This is a genomic window from Deinococcus puniceus, from assembly GCF_001644565.1.
Lineage (GTDB): Bacteria > Deinococcota > Deinococci > Deinococcales > Deinococcaceae > Deinococcus > Deinococcus puniceus.
This window is the reverse complement of sequence record NZ_CP011387.1, coordinates 478,515-495,857: the sequence shown is the minus strand read 5'-3', so window position 1 is coordinate 495,857 and position 17,343 is coordinate 478,515. Positions and strand designations below refer to the sequence as shown.

Below are 17,343 nucleotides of genomic sequence, written 5' to 3'. Positions count from 1 at the left end.
GCCGCTAGAATGCCGCCTGTGCCGTCTTTGCTGCCCCGTTCCGTGTTCCGTGAAGTGCTGGGGTGGTACGGCGCGGGCCTCGCCCTGTTCCTGATTTTGCAGATGACCGACGCGCTGAGTACCACCGTGGGCCGCTTGCTGACCTACGACGCCAGTTTTGTGCAGGCGGCGGGCGCGTTTGCCGGATACCTGCCCACGCTGCTGAACCGGGCGTTGGTGCTGGCGGTGCCGTTTGCCGTGCTGCTTGCCTTCTCGCGCATGCAAAAAGACAGCGAAATCAAAGCCATGTTCGCGGCGGGCGTGCGGCCCCTGAGCCTCGTGTGGCCGCTGGCCCTGCCGTTTGCGCTGGTGGGCGTGCTGGCTTTTCTCAATGCCGGGTACGTGGTTCCCGCCGGATTAGACCGTTGGGACAACGCTTGGTACAAAATTTACGGGATGGTGCCGCCGCAGCCCACGCAGGAAAAGTACACCTACGCCGAACCCGGCGCGCTGTATTACGCCGGGCGAGTCCGCAACGACGCGGGCAGCCCGGTGGCCGAGCTTCAGGGCGTGATGGTGCAGCGCGGCGACGAAACGATCACTGCGCCCGGCGGCACTTGGGATACAGAGGCCAAAACGTGGACGCTGACAGGTGCGTGGATCTCTCGCCCCGGCCAGAATCCGCAGGCGCAGACCAAGCCCATTACAGTGCCGCAAGCCGATACGCTGGCCCCGCCGCCGCCCGAAGCTAAGAAGGTCAGCACGCCCGCCCTCCGCGCCCAGTTGGCACAGGACACTGACCGCCTGACCGCCACCCAGCGCCGAGATATTCAGTTTCAGCTGGCCTCGCGCTTGGCCGATCCGGTGACGCCCATCGTGTTTGCGCTGGCCGCCGGAGCTTTGGGCCTGCTGATCCGCAACCGCGCCGCAGCGTTTGCCACCGTGCTGGTGTTCATCGTCAGCTTTTACGTGATCTGGACGACGGTGCCGCAGTTGGCCCGCGCTGGAGCCATCGAACCCAACTTGGCGGCGTGGATTCCCAATCTGGTGTTTCTGGCCGTCGCGGGCGTGCTGGCATGGCGGCTCCGGTGATCGGCCTCAAGCGGTTTGAGAGGTACGTATTAGAGGAAATCCTGCCGCCGTTGGTGGGTGCGCTCGTGGTAGTGATCGTGCTGCTGGTGCTGGCTGCGCTGGAAGACGCGATTGCGCCGCTGCTGGCGAAAGGGGCCAATCCGCTGCTGGTGGCCCGATTGCTGGCCCTGAACGTGCCGGAAGCCGTCTCGCGGGCTTTGCCCATTGCCCTGATGTTCGCCACCCTGCAAGGCCTCTCTCGCCTCGCCGCCGATTCGGAAATCAAGGCGGCGCTCTCGGCAGGCATTCCGGCGTCGCGGCTGTTCCGGCCTGTGCTGGCGCTGGCGGCGGGCGTGACCGTGCTGTCGTTCGTGGTGGCCGAAACCCTCGTGCCGCGTGCCAAAGTGCAGGCCCAAACCGTGCAGCGTGAAATCGTGTTCGACAATCCCCGCGTGATCGGGCTGGGGGAACCGGGCAAGGATAGTCTGGTGCTGCGTGACGCCCTGAACCGGGCCATCAGCGTGGGCAGCGTGGCGGCGGGCGGCGAACTGCGTGACCTGAGAATCGTGACCATGCAGATCGGACAGCCCCCGCGTGAAGTGATCACCGCCCGCACAGGCCGCCTGAAACCCGGCAGCAACATTCTGGAGCTGGAAAACGGCCAGCGCATCACCTATCAGGACGCGCGGCCCGTGACCGTGCTGACCTTCGAGAAGGGCACGCTGCCCGTGCAGGACGTTCAGGCCAGCTTTGAAGACAACGGCGGGCAGCTTAAGTCTATCTATCTGCCGCTGCCTGACCTCTTGGCCCGCACTGGCACCTACCGCGCTCAGAATATCCGCGCTCCCGCCGAATTTACCGCCCTGCACCTCAAATTTGCCCAACCGCTGGCGGCGTTGGCCCTGGCCTTTTTTGCCGTCAGTCTGGCCGTGTACACCTTCCGCAGCGGCCTGAACGTGGGCCTCGTGTGGGCGCTCCTGCTCAGCTTTGCCTATTACGCCACCTGGAGCGTCTTCCGCGTGATGGGCGAAAACGGAGCCTTGCCGCCCGTGCTGGCCGCCTACGCACCCGATTTGATTGCGGTATTTGCGGGACTGGTGCTGCTGCGAATGGCAGGGCGGCGGTAGAATAGAAACCGAATTGCGACTTTCATGTCTATACGAATGCTCATATTAGCCTCACATACGACAACAATCCGATAGGCTACTTGAAGTATGAAAAAAATCACTCTTGGATTGCTAGCTCTTACCCCCCTCGCTCTCGCGTCTTGCAACCTATTTAACACTCCTGAGCCGAAGAACTTGGATGGAACCGTCGTGGAAGGCAAGATCACCACAGACGGAGCAGGCAAAATGACCCTGACCACCAGTGGTTGGGCAGGTGGCGCGGGCCAAGTCATTCTCAAAAGCTTCGTGACCGCCGGTGGTGCCCCCGAGGAAATCACGCGTACTCCCCTTACCGCTGATGGCAAATTCAACTTCGCAGAATTGCCTATGTTGGCCGACAAAAATCTCTCCAGCATCACTGTGGGTGACAACGCAAATTGCACGTCCACCCTCGTTGTGAGCGACAAGACAGCCCGTGGCGGCTCTGCCCTCTTCACCGTAGATGCGGAGAAAGACGGAGCTATTTTTATCATTGCTGATGACAACCTCAACAAGCAAATCTCTGCTATCTATATTGATAAAGCGTCTACGCTTAAGGGTCAGGTTAAATGCACTTCCAGCGGCGTTACTAGAACTAGCGATTACGATATAAATCTAAAAGCGGGCTGGAATGCGCTTCTAACTGTCGTAGCAGGGGATAATGTAACTTTTACCAACGCCAACTCCTATAGAGGCCAAAAATGGACTCTTCTTACTAACAATGTGGCCTCTGCATCCTTGAAGACGCAAGCGATATTCTCTCTGCGTTAAGTCTTTGAAAGAGTGTGGGCCAGCGGCTATGAAACCGTTGGCCCACATTTCTAGCTGAAAATCTATTTTCCAGCCCCCTGAGTCGCCTGAATAGCCGTCAACGCAATCGTATATACGATGTCGTCTACCAATGCGCCCCGGCTCAGATCATTTACGGGCTTTCTCAGGCCTTGCAGCATTGGCCCGACTGCCACCACTCCGGCGGCGCGTTGCACGGCTTTATACGTGGTATTCCCGGTATTCAGGTCAGGGAAAATGAACACGGTAGCGCGGCCTGCCACCGGGCTGTCGGGGGCTTTTTGCTTGCCCACGCTCAGCACGCTGGCGGCGTCGTATTGCAGCGGGCCGTCAATGATGATGTCGGGGCGCATCTCCTTCACCAGTCCGGTGGCGGCCTTGACCTTTTCCACGTCCTCGCCCGTGCCGCTTTCGCCCGTGCTGTAGCTCAGCATCGCCACGCGGGGCGTGATGCCAAAGGCGCGGGCGCTGTCGGCACTCTGAATGGCAATATCGGCCAACTCCTGCGCGTTGGGATTGGGGTTGATGGCGGCGTCACCGTACACCAGCACTTGCTCCGGCATCAGCATGAAGAAGATGGAACTGACCAGCGCCGCTCCGGGAGCCGTTTTGATGAGTTGCAGGGCGGGCCGCACCGTGTTGGCGGTGGTATGAATCGCGCCCGACACCAGCCCGTCCACCTCGCCCAACGCCAGCATCATCGTGCCGATCACCACCGTATCTTCCAGTTGCGCCTCGGCTTGCGGCGCGGTCAGGCCTTTGCTCTTGCGGAGTTCCACCATCGGGGCCACATACTGGGTGCGGATCACGTCTGGGTCAAGGATTTCCAGACTGTCGGGCAGAGTCAGGCCCAATCCTTCGGCCACTTGGCGCACCTTGTCGGGCTTGGCGAGCAGCACGCAGCGGGCAATCCCTTTTTCGACGCAGCGCACGGCGGCCCGCACGGTGCGGGGTTCGTCGCCTTCGGGCAGCACGATTCGTTTGTGGGCGGCCCGCGCCTTCTGAATCAGCTCGTAGCGGAAGGCACTGGGCGGCAGGCGGCGTTCCCCGTCCACGTTGGGGGTGCGGAGGCGTGCGCCCAGCGGCAACGTATCCAGACGGTCTGCGATAAAGTCCAGCATTCTATCCATGCGGTCTGTATCGTCGTGCGGCACGCGGGCGTCCATGCGCGACAGGCGCGAGGCTGTTTCGTAGGAATTGGTGGTGGTTCTCAGCACGGGCAGGGTGCTGGTCAGGGCCGCGCGGCACAGCTTTTCTATGGAATCTTCGGGGCCACTGCCCGAGGTAAACAGCAGCCCCGCCAACGGAACGCCGCTGAGGTGCGCCAACGCGGCGGCCATGACCACATCTTCGCGGTCTCCGGGCGTGACCACCAATGCGCCGGGGCCAAACAAGTGCGCCATGCGCGGCACGCTGCGGGCCGTGACTACCGTGCTGGACACGCGGCGCAGCTTGGCTTCCCCCTCGTTTACCACCGTCGCGCCCAAGTACCGCGCCACATCCAGCGTGCGCGGCGCTCCCAGCGATGCATTCTGGGCCACCACGCCCAGCAACGGCAGTTCTCCGCCTGCCAAGATGCGGCTGCGGCCCCGCAGTTCGGCTAGGAGTCCGCCAAAATCCAGCGCCATCGGGGCAAAGTTCAGGATGTATCCGGCCAGCCCGCGCCCATCGCTGCGGCGGTAAGCCAGCGCCGAAATTTCCAGTTCGTCGGCCAACGCGGCGGGCGTGACCCCGGCGAGGCTGGACACCAGCACCACTTCGGCCTCTAGGTTGCGGGCGAGGCTGGCATTCAGCGCCCCCGCGTAAGTGTTGCGCTCGGTGAGGGCCAGCCCCTCGGCCACCAGCACATCCGCGCCGCCCGTCACGCCCGCCGCCGCCTCACGCGACAGGGCGATCACGCTTTCCATCAGTTCCTCTTCCGCCCCCAAGCTCAGTTGTTCCTCGGCAGAAGTGAGCGAAATCGGCTCCGGCGTGCGCGTTCCCATCAGGGCGCGGGCAAAATGCACTGAATCGTCGGTGTCGGCTTCGTGGGTCTGGGCAATCGGCTTCAGGAACGCGACTTTTAATCCTTGCCGCTCAAGGGCACGCACAAGCCCCAGCGTGGTGCTGCTGAGGCCGACGCCGTTGCGGGTGGGGGCAACAAACAGTGTTTTCATGGGTTCTCCTTCGGAGGGGAAGTGGTGAGTAGTGAGTGGGAAGGTCAAGGGCAAGAATCAGAGTCGGTGGGTTCTATCTTTTTCCACTCACCACTGACGGTTTTCACTGCGCCAGCACCTCTTCCGTCTGCCTCGCAATACTCAATTCCTCGTTCGTATTCACCACCAGCGCCGGAACACCGCCCGCCGTGATCAGGCCCGATTGCCCGCGCACTGCTCCCGCGTTGGCTTCTTCATCCACTTCAAAGCCCAGCACGGCCAAGCGGCGCAATGTGGCGGCCCGGATGGTGGCGCTGTTTTCGCCTATACCGCCCGTGAAGATCAAGCCATCTAGGCGGCCCAGCGCCACGGCCATGCCCGCCACCGTTTTGGCGAGGCGGTACACGAACACGTCTACGGCGAGGCGTGCGCCCGCGTGCCCCCCGGCTGCCGCCGCTTCCAGTTCGCGCATATCGGACGCCAGATTAGACAAGCCCAGTAAGCCCGATTCACGGTTCAGGGCCGCCGTGATTTCGCTGAGGGTGAGGCCGGATTGCCGCGCCAAATAGTCGTGCAGACCGGGGTCTACGTCGCCGCTGCGGGTGCCCATGACCAAGCCTTCCAGCGGCGTGAGGCCCATGCTGGTATCCACGCTGCGCCCGCCCTGCACGGCGCACACGCTGGAGCCGTTGCCCAGATGGGCCGTGACCAAGTTCAATTCGGCCAGTGGGCGGCCCAAGAGTGCGGCGGCTTCGGCAGCCACAAACGCATGGCTGGTGCCGTGAAACCCGTATCTCCGCACGCCGTGGCGGGTGTACCACGCTTCCGGCACGGCGTAGCGGTAGGCCACATCGGGCATGGTCTGATGAAAGGCCGTATCGAACACCGCAACGTGTGGCACGCCGGGAAAGGCTGCCCGCGCCGCCTCGATGCCCGACAAGTTGGCCGGATTGTGCAGCGGCGCGAGTGGCACGCAAGCCCGAATCGCGTCCAGCACATCGGACGTAATACGGGCCGGGGCGCTGAAGCGTTCGCCGCCGTGCACAACGCGGTGGCCTACAGCGCTGACCTCGGAGCGCACACCCAACGCTTCCAACTCGGCCAGCAACACATCAAAAGCTTCGGCATAGGCTCCGCCCCGCAGAGCGTGCGTGGTGCGCCCCCCGTCCCGCTCCAATCGCACCGAGGCTTCAGGCGCACCCAATCGCTCGGCCAGCCCAGAGAGCCGTACCTCACCCGACGCCGGATTCAGGAGGGCGAACTTGACACTACTTGACCCGCAATTCAGAACGAGCGTCCACATACCAGACATTGTGAAGGGTGCGGGCAGGGACGGGCGGCCCGCTGTTGGTTCATAGGGGAAAAGGGCCTAAGAGTCTAAAGGTCTAGGGTCTAAGGAAGGGCAATCGCGCTGCTGGCTCCCCCCACCCCGCTGCCTTGCAGCGCCCCTCCCCCGCAAGGGTGGAGGGGTAACGGAAAGAGCCAGAATCTCTAGGTGTTAGCTCCCTCTCCCTTGAGGGGGGAGGGCCGGGGACTCGCAGAGCTGCGGAGCAGAGGGGGTGAACGAGCGCCAGCGATTGCCCTCCCTTAGACCATCAGAACCTTAGACTTCGCTCCACTTCACCGCACCCGCTCCACCCGCCGCACATCCGGTTCCCCATCTACATGCAGCAGGCGCACAATCGGCGCGTCGGGATAATCGGCATACAAGGCTTCTCCCCACTCGATCACGCTGAGGCGGCTGCCCGCGATCAGGTCTTCCAAGTCCATTTCGTACAGTTCGGCGGGGTGGCGGGTGCGGTAGGCATCCACGTGCAGCACGCGTCCGGCGGGGGTGGGATAGGCGTTCATCAGGGCGTAGGTGGGGCTGGTCACGGGTTCGGTGAATCCCAACGCGCCCACTAGCCCTTGCGTCAGCGTGGTTTTGCCCGCGCCCAGTTCTCCTTCTAGGAAGAGGACAGAGCCAGCGGGCAAGGCGTGAGCCAAGGCCGCACCAAACTCCCATTGTTGCTGCTGTCCATAGAAGAGGTGCGTTTCTCCGGGCAACAACGGCAGCGCATTCGGGGGCGTGATCATGCGGGTGCGAGTGCTTGCGCTTCTGGCTGAGCTTCCGGCCTCGCGTCCAATACGCTGTCGGGCACGCCTGCCATCGCCTCGCGCACCACTTCCAAGCCCGCTCCCGGCAGATGCCCCTTTTCGCTGAGGGTGCGCTTCCAGTGGCGTGCCCCAGCTTGCCCCGCAAACAGGCCCAAGGTGTGGCGCATGGAGCGGTTCAGCGGTTGGCCTTGTTCTACCTGCGCGGCCACATACGGCAAAAAAGCTTCGATGGCTTCGCGGCGGGTGGGCGGTAAGCTACCTGAACCAAAGCCAGCCGAGCCAAACACATCCCGGTCAGCGGCGGCCAGTATGTAAGGGTTTTGATAGGCCGCCCGGCCCACCATCGCGCCGTCGGCCCAAGCCAAGTGGGCCTGTGCGTCCTCCAGCGTCAGCACTCCCCCATTCAACACAATGGTCAGGTGCGGAAAGTCCGTTTTGAGTTGCTGCACCAACTCGTAGCGCAAGGGCGGAATCTCGCGGTTCTCTTTGGGAGACAGGCCACTCAGCCACGCTTTGCGGGCATGCACGATAAAGGTGTCGCAGCCAGCGCCCGCCACAGTGCCCACAAAGTTCGTCAGGTGGTCGTAACTGTCCAGATCGTCTATGCCGATGCGGTGCTTGACGGTCACGGGCAAAGAGGTCGCGCCGCGCATGGCCTCTACAGCGCGGGCCACCACGTCGGGCGTGCCCATCAGGCAAGCGCCGAAAGACCCGTTTTGTACACGGTCACTGGGGCAGCCGCAGTTCAGGTTCACTTCGTCGTAGCCATAATCTTGCGCTATGCGGGCGCATTCGGCCAACGCTACCGGGTCGCTGCCGCCCAGTTGCAGGGCCACCGGATGCTCTGCACCATCAAAGCCCAAGTGCCGCTCGCGGTCTCCGTGCAAAATCGCGCCAGTCGTGACCATTTCGGTATACAGCAGGGTGCGGCGCGTCAGCGTGCGGTGAAACACGCGGCAATGCCGGTCTGTCCAGTCCATCATCGGGGCCACAGACAGCGTATGCGGGGGCAGGGGCGGGGCAGCACTCATGGGCTGACCAGTGTAGCGGCAGCGGGGCAGGTCAAAAGTGGGACGGATCAAACGGGATTTTGCAACCTGTAACATTTCACCCAATTGGATGCCGTCACACGTCCACTGTCGAATACCCCCCATTGGGTGTCTCGGCTGACACTCCACATCTCCGTCACATCATTTAAATTTTCTCTGCATCGGTCATTTCTCTCTTAGGATTACCTATATAAGATAGAAATCCACTCTTATTTTAAGATAAAGCCACTCATACACGCTCAACAGTTCAGACAAATGACCATCACGTTACGGCGGCTCTTCGCTACAACATGAGCGGAAAAATAGGGATGTTCTGACTACCTAGAAAAAAGCCAACTCTTCTGTAAGTAGGCCGTAAGACGGTGCTGACTACCGTGAGAGACGTTGCTGCCTCTTCAGGCGGCCTGTTTCACCCCATGGCCGCCAGTGTTCTCTCACGTTCTTTCACGCGAGGAGTTGTTATGAAAAGTTATTCCCCCCTAGTGTTGCTGACCGGCGCACTCCTGACCAGTATTGCTGTAGCTCAGGCTGCTAGCCCCCTCACCTTGACCTTAGGCCAAGCCCTCGTCAAGGCCGTGACCGTGGACGGCAAAGCCACCGAACAACTGGCCCCCGACCCCAAAAACGTGCGCCCCGGCGACGTGCTGAGCCAGATGGTGACCGCCCGCAATATGGGCAGCAAGGCCCTGACCAACGTGACGGTGCGCCTGCCCGTGCCCAAGGGCACCACCTACCTGAAGGCTGAAACCGCCATGAACACCGCCGCGAGCGGAGCCAAGGCCGAATATTCCATCGACGGCGGCAAAACCTACGCCGCTGCACCCCTCACGAAGATGGTGACAGTGACGGAAAACGGCAAGAGCGTGAAGAAGGAAGTAGAAGTCAAACCTTCCGAGTACACCAACGTTCGCTGGATGTTGGCGCGAATCGATGCGGGCAAAGACCTGAAAGTCGGCTTCCGCGTTCAGGTCAACTGAGCCGATTTCGGCCCACTCACTTTTCCCCCTTCCGACACGATTTAAGGAGTACCGATGAAGTTGCATACCTCTCTTCTCACGCTGATGGCGGCCCTCGCTGCTGGCAGTGCCGCTGCCGCCGGAACGCCCGCTGGCACCCCGATTACCAACATCGCCACCGCCACGTTTATAGACCCCAACGATGGAACCACGCCCAAAACATCTCAGTCGAACACCGTGACCACCACCGTGCTGCCCAAACCCGGTTTTGACGTGAACTTTTCCGGCACCACCGTAGACGGCAACACCCCCGTTGCACCTGTCGCTGGGGCAACCGGCGGCGCGGGCTACTACCCTGCCGATTACGTGAAAAACAACGTGGTTCCTACGGCCACCGGAATTGACGTGGACACCAAATACACACTGGTGAACACGGGCAACAGCGTGAATCCCGTGACTCTGGTGGCTGTGGTGAGCGCCAACGGTAACGGCGCGTCTCCGCTGCCCACCGTCGAGTATTACCTTGACCTGAACGGCAACGGCTTGATCGAGCCGGGCGATACCCTGATCTCTGGCCCCGTCAGCATTCCTGTAGACGATCCCCTGACCCCCGGCGACGAGGGCCAAGTCCAGATTATCCAGCGCATCAAGATCCCGGTCACTGCACCCAAAGCCAGTGAGTATTTTGTCAGTCCTCAGGGCACGGGTCAGCAGTTCGTCACGGCCACCAGCACCACCGACCCGGCCTCTACAGAACCCAGCACCGACTTGCAATACACCTACGTCAAGATCGCCAACCCCAGCGTAGATATCGTGCCGCCCACCGACACCGATCCTTCTACGCCCACCGTGACGCCCCCGGTGCCCGGCCCTATTCCCGGCCCCGTTGGCCCGGTGACCGATCCCAATACGTATGTGCCGCCCGCCAACCCGCCCGGTGGCCCGGTCACTACCCCCGGCACGATTATTGCGGTAGACCCCGCGACTGGCGACCAAAACGCCTATCCGCCCGCCGATCTTGGCACGGCCCCCGACGTGGTCACGTTCGTCAGCCAAGTCACCAACAACGGCACCATTCCCGACGCGGTGGTACTGATTCCGCCCACTGGCCTGCCCCCCGGCACCATCGTGACCATTCTGGACGGCAACGGCAACCCGATTACGCCGGACGCCAACGGCAATTTCCCCCTCGGCATCATCGCGCCGGGCGGCAGCGTGCCCTTCCGGGTCATCGTGACCTACCCTGACCCCGACGGCAACCCCGCCACGCCCGCCCCCAGCATCCCCATCATCATCGGCGTGGATTCGGGCAACGACCCCGACCTGACGCCCAACACCGAAGGCAAGTTCACTGTGAACCCGCCGAACGTGATCTTTGGTGACACTGACGGCACCACCGCTGCACCCGCCAAGTTCCCCAATGAAACGGTGATTCCCGGTACGGCCACAGGTACGGGCACCGCCCAGACCGACAGCAGCGCCGTCTTCCCCATGAGCGTCGTGAATACGGGTGCTTATCCAGAGTCGTACACCATCGCGGGCAGCGTCACCGTCAAGGTCATCAACCCCACAACCGGCGTCATCTCTGACCAAGTTGTGCCCGTGAAGTACTACCTAGCGGACGCCAACGGCAATCCCACCGGGCCTGCCCTGACCACCACGCCCGTTGTCGCCCCCGGCGCACAGCTAAAATTGGTGGCCGTCATCGACGTGCCCGCCAACGCCGCCAGCACCACCGCCAACGGCGTCAGCACTCCGCTGCCCGTTTCGCAGGGCATCGTCGGCAGCTTTAGCGGCATTGCCCGCAGCGACGACAACGACACCGTCAGCATCGGCGTGGCGAACACTGGCCCCAGCGGCATCGAGATCACCAAAACGCAGACTTCGGCCAACGCCAACGCCCTGCCCGGCAACGATATCCAGTATCAGATCGTCGCCAAGAACAACTTCAACGCCTCCGTCCGCGGCTTCTTCCTGACCGAGCAGGGCGGCGTGGTCGGCACCGGCACCAACACCGGCACCACCACCAACCTGTTTACCTACTCCACCTACAAGTCTGTGGCGGCCAGCGCCAACTTTGCGGGCAACCTGCTGGTGCGCTTCAACAGCATGGGCTGGCAGCCCATCGGCACGGCTGTGGCCCCAGCCAGCGTCACGCGGGTAGACGTGGGCGTAGACACCTCTTCGGACGGCGCGATCACTGCTGCCGACACCATGCCCAGCACGGGCGTCATTACAGTCAACTTTACGACCACCATCAAGTAAGCGTCACCGGGCGGGGGTAATCAGCAGGCTTCGGCTTCTGCCCCCGCATCTGCTTGCCTCCAGATGGCCCACCGAACACCCAGCTCTGCTGTCAATTACCCCCCCATCAATACCCCCAAATATCTCTCAGATTTTCGGCCCAGAGTGATGAAACCGTCAGAACTGATAAGAGACACTGTAGTCAGAGTGAGCGCCAGATGTGGCCGGAATGAGGCCTCTGGATCAGATCGACTCTAAGCCGCCCTTTGACTCCGAATCTTGGTTCTCACCGCCACCCCCGTTTTTTTCCGCTGCACAGCAGCCCCCTAGGAGCACCACATGAAAGTAAATTCCCGTTTGATTGCCCTCATGGTCGCCATGGCCGCCGGAACCGCCGCCGCCGCTGGTAACACCCCCGCTGGCACGATTATTTCCAACACCGCCACCGCCGTGTTTGAAGACCCCACCGGCCCTGCTGGGAATACCAGTGGTAATGTCGCGTCAAACCCTGTGACTACCACCGTACAGCCCAAGCCCGACTTTGACATCGTGTACAGCGGTGTCTTGGACATGGGCACCAATGCTGCTCTATCCGCCACCAATCCCGCCATGAACTACAACTTCGTCGATCAAGTGCCCGGCGCGGTCATCAGCACCCCTTACGTGATCGTGAACAACGGTAATGTGGGCAGCAACACGCCTGCTACGACGCCTTATACCGTTGCGGTCGCAGCCTTCACAGGTGGTACGACCCTGCCCACTGGCACCATCGTTCAGTACTTTACAGACGCCAACGCCAACGGCATTCTCGACGGAACCGACGCCCTCATCACCGGCCCTGTTTCTGTGCCTGCCGACTTGTTGGGAGTGGCGGGCGACCCCAACAACGCGATCGACGAAGGACGCCTCAACATCCGCCAAGTTGTCACCATCGGTACGAACGCGCCCTCCGGCAGCCTGTTCTCCGTGTCGCCTCAGGGTACTGGCGATGTATACAGTGGTGGCCCCCCAGCCGGCCCCGTTTCTACGACAGAAGCAACGACCGATTTGCAGTACACGCAGATTAAAGTGTTTGCGCCTTTGATCGACGTAGTGCCACCCAGCTTCGTTCCCGACACCACGCCCGGCGGTACTACCACACCCATCACCACCACTCCTGTCGTCGTGCCGCCCACCGGCCCTACCGGTACGCCCGTTACCGACCCCAACAACCCTGTGTCGCCTCCCGGAACTCCCGGCCTGCCCAGCGACCCCAGCACCCCCGGTTACGTCGACCCAGCCAACCCCGGTACGTCCATTACCTCTAACCCTACGGGCGACAACCAGATTGCTTACCCGCCCGCCGACAGCAACACCGCTCCTGATGTGGTTACGTTCGTCAACACCGTGACCAACAAAGGATTGGCCGATGTTGTGAACCTGTTCCCCACTATTGCCACTGGCCCCAACGCCGGCCAACCAATTGGCGTCAACAACGGCGACGGCAGCTTTACGCTCCCCGACGGCACCATCGTCAAGTTCCTGAATCCAGATGGCACTCCTGCCACTCTTGTAGGAGGCTACCCCACCATCAGCGTCCCCGCTGGCACTCCCGGTACCCCCAGCACCGCCAACTTCCGCACCGAAGTCACGTTCCCCGATACCAACCCAGTACTCAACGGCGTCACCAACCCTGCACAAATCGACATTCTGGTAGGCATTGACTCCAAGAATGACACCGGAGTTGTGGCCGACGGCACCAGCACCAACACCATCATGCCGCCCGCCATGCAGTTTGGCGACAGCGACGGCCCTACTGTAGGCATCAATCCTGTCAACTCTGTCATTACCCAGACCGTCAGCCCCAAGGCTGCTCAGCCCACCGGAGCCGGAATCATTGCAAGCCCCGATACCTCCGACGCCACTGCTGTCTTCCCTATGGACATTGTGAACCAAGGCGAGTACGGCGACAGTTATACACTAACCACCCCCGTCGTCAATTTCCCCAACACAGCAGGCGGCACCACGCCAGCAGTAAGTGTCAAGTACGTAGACATCAATGGTACCGAATTGCCCAAGAACGCCGCTGGAAACTACATCACCCCCGTGGTCGCCAAGAACGAAGAACTCAAAGTCTTCCTTGTGGTCGTCGTACCTGCCGACGCCGCCACCGGATCGGTCACTGTGCCTCAGACGGCAACCGGCAACTACAGCACCATCGTCGCCACCGACCCCAACGACGTAGTGAAAGTCGCCATCGTCAACACCAACCCCGATCTTGTTACTGGCAACCCCGGTAGTGGCATCGATGTGGACAAGTACCAGACCAAGGGCGCAACCGCACCGACCCCTACAGTCGCTCAGAAAGACCCATTCAACGTGCTTCCCGGCGACACCGTGCGCTACGCCATCATCGCCAAGAACAACTTCAACACGCCCGTAGCCAACTTCGTGCTCAGCGATAGCGCTGCCGGTCAGAACGTCTACACCTTTTCCAAGTTCGTCTCCGCAACGGTGGTTCCTACTACTGGCCTCACGGGCTTCACGGCAACAGTAGCACCAGCTCCGGTGTACACCCCCCCAGCCGCCGTTACCAGCGCCACCGTGTACTACAAGTGGACGGGCACTCTGGCAGGCGTAGCAGTTACCAGCGGCGGCTTTGTTACAGCCGCACCTACCGCCACCAATATGGACACTGTTACGACCCTTGAAGTGGCTGTAGACACGAACGGAAGCGGCACCATCACCGCCGCCGACATCGTGCCAGCAACGGCCAGCATCCGCCTCGACATCGTCGTCACCGTCAGGTAACCCTCTCTTTCTCTAGTGCGCCCTTTTCATCCGGGGCGCACTTTTTTCTACCCCTCGCCCATTAACTGACAAGGTAGCCCCCTAATGGGTGTACACCCGCAGCACCCCCCCTTTTCAGCTCTGCCGTCATAGGGATGTCAGAACCGCTCCAGCACACTGAATGACGTTGATGACCCGTTGCCTCTCCACTTCTGACACTTTTGAAAGCCAAAAAATTCATAGATCCTCTTTGAACTTCCGTTTTTGCCGTTTCCAAGCCACTTTTTCCCTTCCCACCGAGGAGACCATGACCGTGAGCTACTTATCTAAATCCCCCCTACAACTGCTGTCCGGCCTGCTGGCGCTAGGTGCCTGCGCGGGCGGCCAGTGGGCCAACGCCGCCGGAACGCCTGCCGGAACCAACATCACCAACATCGCCACCGGAACATTCGAGCCACTGGTGCCGGGTGGCCCAAGCACCGCCCAGAGCAATCTGGTAACCACCACCGTGCAGGCCGTGTGCGCCGTGAGTATTACGCCCAACGGTTCGGTGCTGGCTCCCGGCCAGAGCGCCACGCTGCTGCCCGGCGAAACGACCACCTTCAAATACACGGTGGTCAATGCGGGTAACACCACCTCTACGCTTGGTGTGGCGGGCCGCGTGGAAACAGCGAGCGGCTTTACCCCTGTGCTGGCCGTGTATCACGATCTGAACAACAACGGCGTTGTAGACACCAACGAGCCGACAGTCAGCAGCGTGAACCTCCCCGCCGATGGCAGTGCCAACCTGCTGGTCGTGGTCAGCACCGACCAGAGCGCACGCGGAGACGCCTTCGTGAACCTGATCGGCTCTTGCAGCGGCGGCGTCAGCGATGCCGACAACGTGAGCCGCGTGACTGTAGGCCCGCCCCCGGAACTGGCCGTAGACAAGAGCTTTTCTCCGGCGCTGGTACGCCCCGGCACCGAAACCACCGTCACGGTGAATACGGTGAACGGCGGGCAGGGTGACAGCCGCGAAGTCGTATTGACCGACATTCTGACCGATCAGCTGGCTCTCGGCCTGACCTTTGTGGCAGGCAGCGCCAGCGTCGGCAACAACGTGGCGGGCGCGGTGCTGGAATACAGCGCAGACGGCACCAACTGGCAAACCACCGAACCTGCACAGGTGCGCGGCGTGCGGGTGCGCGTGCCCACGCTGAAGGCGGGCGCTCGCCTGAGCCTCAGCTTCCGCATGCTGGCCGGACTGGCCGCCGAAAACCGCAAGATTCCCAACGTCGCCACCGCCACCACTGGGGGCAAAGCCGCCACCGGCACCGCCACCGCCGACGTGCGCTATCTGCCCGCCGTCGCCATCGGGCCAGTGGGCAACCCCGAAGCGCCCGAAGGCACCGCCGCCGACAGCCAGAGCAAGACGTTTGCCGTGGTGGGTCAAGTGGTCTGCTTCGATCACACCGTCAAAAACACCGGCGATGTGCGCGACAACTTCACGGTCACCGTGACCTATCCGCAGGGCGCGGCCAAAGCCGAGTTCCAGAATGCCAGCGGCGGCCCCCTGGTGCAGCCTATCGCGCTCGATCCGGGCCAGACCGCCTTTGTGCGCGTGTGCTACACCCCCGCACAGGCCGGGGCACTGGAAGCCCTGCTGACCGTGAACGGAGACCGGGGAACCAGCAACCAGACCCGCGATCTGATCGCCGCCGTAGAGGGCGGCCTCCCCGAACTCGTCAAGTCCAGTTCGGTGGCGGCCAATATGACCGTCGCCACGGGCGACAAAATTACCTACACCCTGTCGGTTCGCAACCCTTACACCCGCCCGCTGACCAATGTGGTCGTCAGCGATCCGGTGCCCGCCCACACCGACTTTGTGGGCGCTTCGGCGGGCGGCGTAGTGGCAGGCCCAGTGGGCACGCAGGTCGTGACTTGGAATCTGGGCACGCTGCAACCCGGCGAAACCCGCACCCTGACGATGGACACAGCCGTCTCGACCCGCGCTGTAGACGGCGAGGAACTGAAGAACATCTTCAATCTGGTGAGTACCGAGTTGCCTGCGCCGATTGCCAGCAACGAAGTGAAGACGCCCGTCTGGAGCGCCAAACTGGTGATCTTGAAGGAAGTCAGCGAGAAAGTCGCCACCTACGGAGACCGCCTGACCTACACGCTGCGGATTCGCAACCTGTCGCCCACCACGCCTATCGTGGACGCCATCATTACCGACAACCCCGCCGTGGGGCTGGAGTACATCGCCGGAACCACCACGCTGGCCGGGGCCGCTTACGCCGACCCCACCGTGACCACCGCCAGCACGGGCAGCACCCTGAAATGGCCGGTGGCTGTGATTCCCGCAGGCGGCGAAATCGTGTTGACCTACGCCACCCGCGTGACGCCGCAGGCCACCAGCACCCTCATCAATACGGTCAGTGTGGTGGGCAACGGCGCAGGCGGCCCCAACCGCGCTATCGCCAGCAACCGCGCCGAGGCCAGCACCCGCCTCGATCCCCTGAAGTTTGCGCCGCTGGGCGACGTGGTGGGTCTGGTGTACATCGACCGCAACCGCAACGGCCTGTACGAAGAAGGCTTCGATACACCTGTAGACCGCGCCCGCGTGATCATGGCCGGGGGCCGACTGGCGCTGACCGACAAGGAGGGCCGCTATCACTTCTTCAACGTGCAGTACGGCACGCAGGCCTTCCGCCTCGATCCCAACACCACGCCGTACCCGCCCTTGAAGGTGCCCGCAGACGGCGACCTGAGCGGCACGCAGACTGTGCATGTGCGCGGCCTGACCAGCGTAGATTTCCCGCTGGCTCCCCTGGGCGGCGACATCAACGTATTGCGCCGCACGGTGCTGATTGCAGGCACGGTACGTGTAGAAAAACTGGTGATTCCGGTTACGGGCGGCTACGTGGTGAACCTGAACATCACTTCGCCCACCGCCTTGGAAGAGTTTGTACTGACCGATCCCCTCCCCGCAGGCGCGACCTTGAAAGAAGGCCGCAATAGTCTGACCGGTACGCTAAGTGCAGGTGAAACGAATCTCACCTACCGCCTCGAAGGGCCGGGGGAAGACCGCGCTGCCACCACCGATCCTTTCGTGAGCTGGAGGTACTGA

General features: G+C 62.1%; 11 protein-coding genes. 7 read left to right on the top strand and 4 right to left on the bottom strand.

The window, feature by feature from the left end; translation table 11 throughout:
• Positions 1-9: 9 nt before the first annotated feature.
• From SU48_RS02230 to SU48_RS02220, 3 genes are all read left to right on the top strand, one after another.
• Positions 10-1,071, top strand: a complete 1,062-nt coding sequence (locus tag SU48_RS02230; protein WP_064013828.1) for an LptF/LptG family permease — start codon at positions 10-12, stop codon at positions 1,069-1,071.
• Positions 1,056-2,177: an LptF/LptG family permease gene (locus SU48_RS02225; protein WP_064013827.1), complete on the top strand. Its 1,122-nt coding sequence runs from the start codon at positions 1,056-1,058 to the stop codon at positions 2,175-2,177. Before SU48_RS02230 ends, SU48_RS02225 begins: the two co-directional genes overlap by 16 nt.
• 87 nt (positions 2,178-2,264) lie before the next feature.
• The gene (locus SU48_RS02220) at positions 2,265-2,966 is read left to right on the top strand and encodes a hypothetical protein (RefSeq protein ID WP_064013826.1); all 702 of its coding nucleotides are present in this window, start codon (positions 2,265-2,267) and stop codon (positions 2,964-2,966) included.
• A 62-nt stretch (positions 2,967-3,028) separates the two neighbouring features.
• Here the strand turns inward: SU48_RS02220 and pta are convergent, their stop codons facing one another.
• The 4 genes from pta to dusA all read right to left on the bottom strand — a co-directional run bounded on the left by pta (position 3,029) and on the right by dusA (position 8,247).
• Positions 3,029-5,140, bottom strand: a complete 2,112-nt coding sequence (gene pta, locus SU48_RS02215) for a phosphate acetyltransferase (RefSeq protein WP_064013825.1) — start codon at positions 5,138-5,140, stop codon at positions 3,029-3,031.
• A gap of 103 nt (positions 5,141-5,243) precedes the next feature.
• Positions 5,244-6,422 (bottom strand): acetate kinase, encoded by a 1,179-nt coding sequence (locus tag SU48_RS02210; RefSeq protein ID WP_157451055.1) that lies wholly within the window; start codon positions 6,420-6,422, stop codon positions 5,244-5,246.
• A gap of 317 nt (positions 6,423-6,739) precedes the next feature.
• Complete coding sequence (gene tsaE, locus SU48_RS02205) at positions 6,740-7,195, bottom strand: tRNA (adenosine(37)-N6)-threonylcarbamoyltransferase complex ATPase subunit type 1 TsaE (RefSeq protein WP_064013823.1); 456 nt, start codon at positions 7,193-7,195, stop codon at positions 6,740-6,742.
• The gene (gene dusA / locus SU48_RS02200; protein WP_064013822.1) at positions 7,192-8,247 is read right to left on the bottom strand and encodes a tRNA dihydrouridine(20/20a) synthase DusA; all 1,056 of its coding nucleotides are present in this window, start codon (positions 8,245-8,247) and stop codon (positions 7,192-7,194) included. The genes tsaE and dusA overlap by 4 nt, the downstream gene beginning before the upstream one ends.
• Before the next feature lie 479 nt (positions 8,248-8,726).
• Here dusA and SU48_RS02195 point away from each other — a divergent pair, with 479 nt between their 5' ends.
• The 4 genes from SU48_RS02195 (at position 8,727) to SU48_RS02180 (ending at position 17,343) form a co-directional block, all read left to right on the top strand.
• The gene (locus SU48_RS02195; protein WP_064013821.1) at positions 8,727-9,242 is read left to right on the top strand and encodes a DUF11 domain-containing protein; all 516 of its coding nucleotides are present in this window, start codon (positions 8,727-8,729) and stop codon (positions 9,240-9,242) included.
• A 54-nt stretch (positions 9,243-9,296) separates the two neighbouring features.
• Positions 9,297-11,486, top strand: a complete 2,190-nt coding sequence (locus tag SU48_RS02190) for a hypothetical protein (protein ID WP_064013820.1) — start codon at positions 9,297-9,299, stop codon at positions 11,484-11,486.
• Positions 11,487-11,804: 318 nt separating this feature from the next.
• Positions 11,805-14,255 (top strand): hypothetical protein, encoded by a 2,451-nt coding sequence (locus SU48_RS02185; RefSeq protein ID WP_064013819.1) that lies wholly within the window; start codon positions 11,805-11,807, stop codon positions 14,253-14,255.
• A 286-nt stretch (positions 14,256-14,541) separates the two neighbouring features.
• Positions 14,542-17,343 carry a DUF11 domain-containing protein gene (locus SU48_RS02180; RefSeq protein WP_064015789.1) on the top strand — a complete coding sequence of 934 codons (2,802 nt, stop codon included), beginning with the start codon at positions 14,542-14,544 and terminating at the stop codon, positions 17,341-17,343.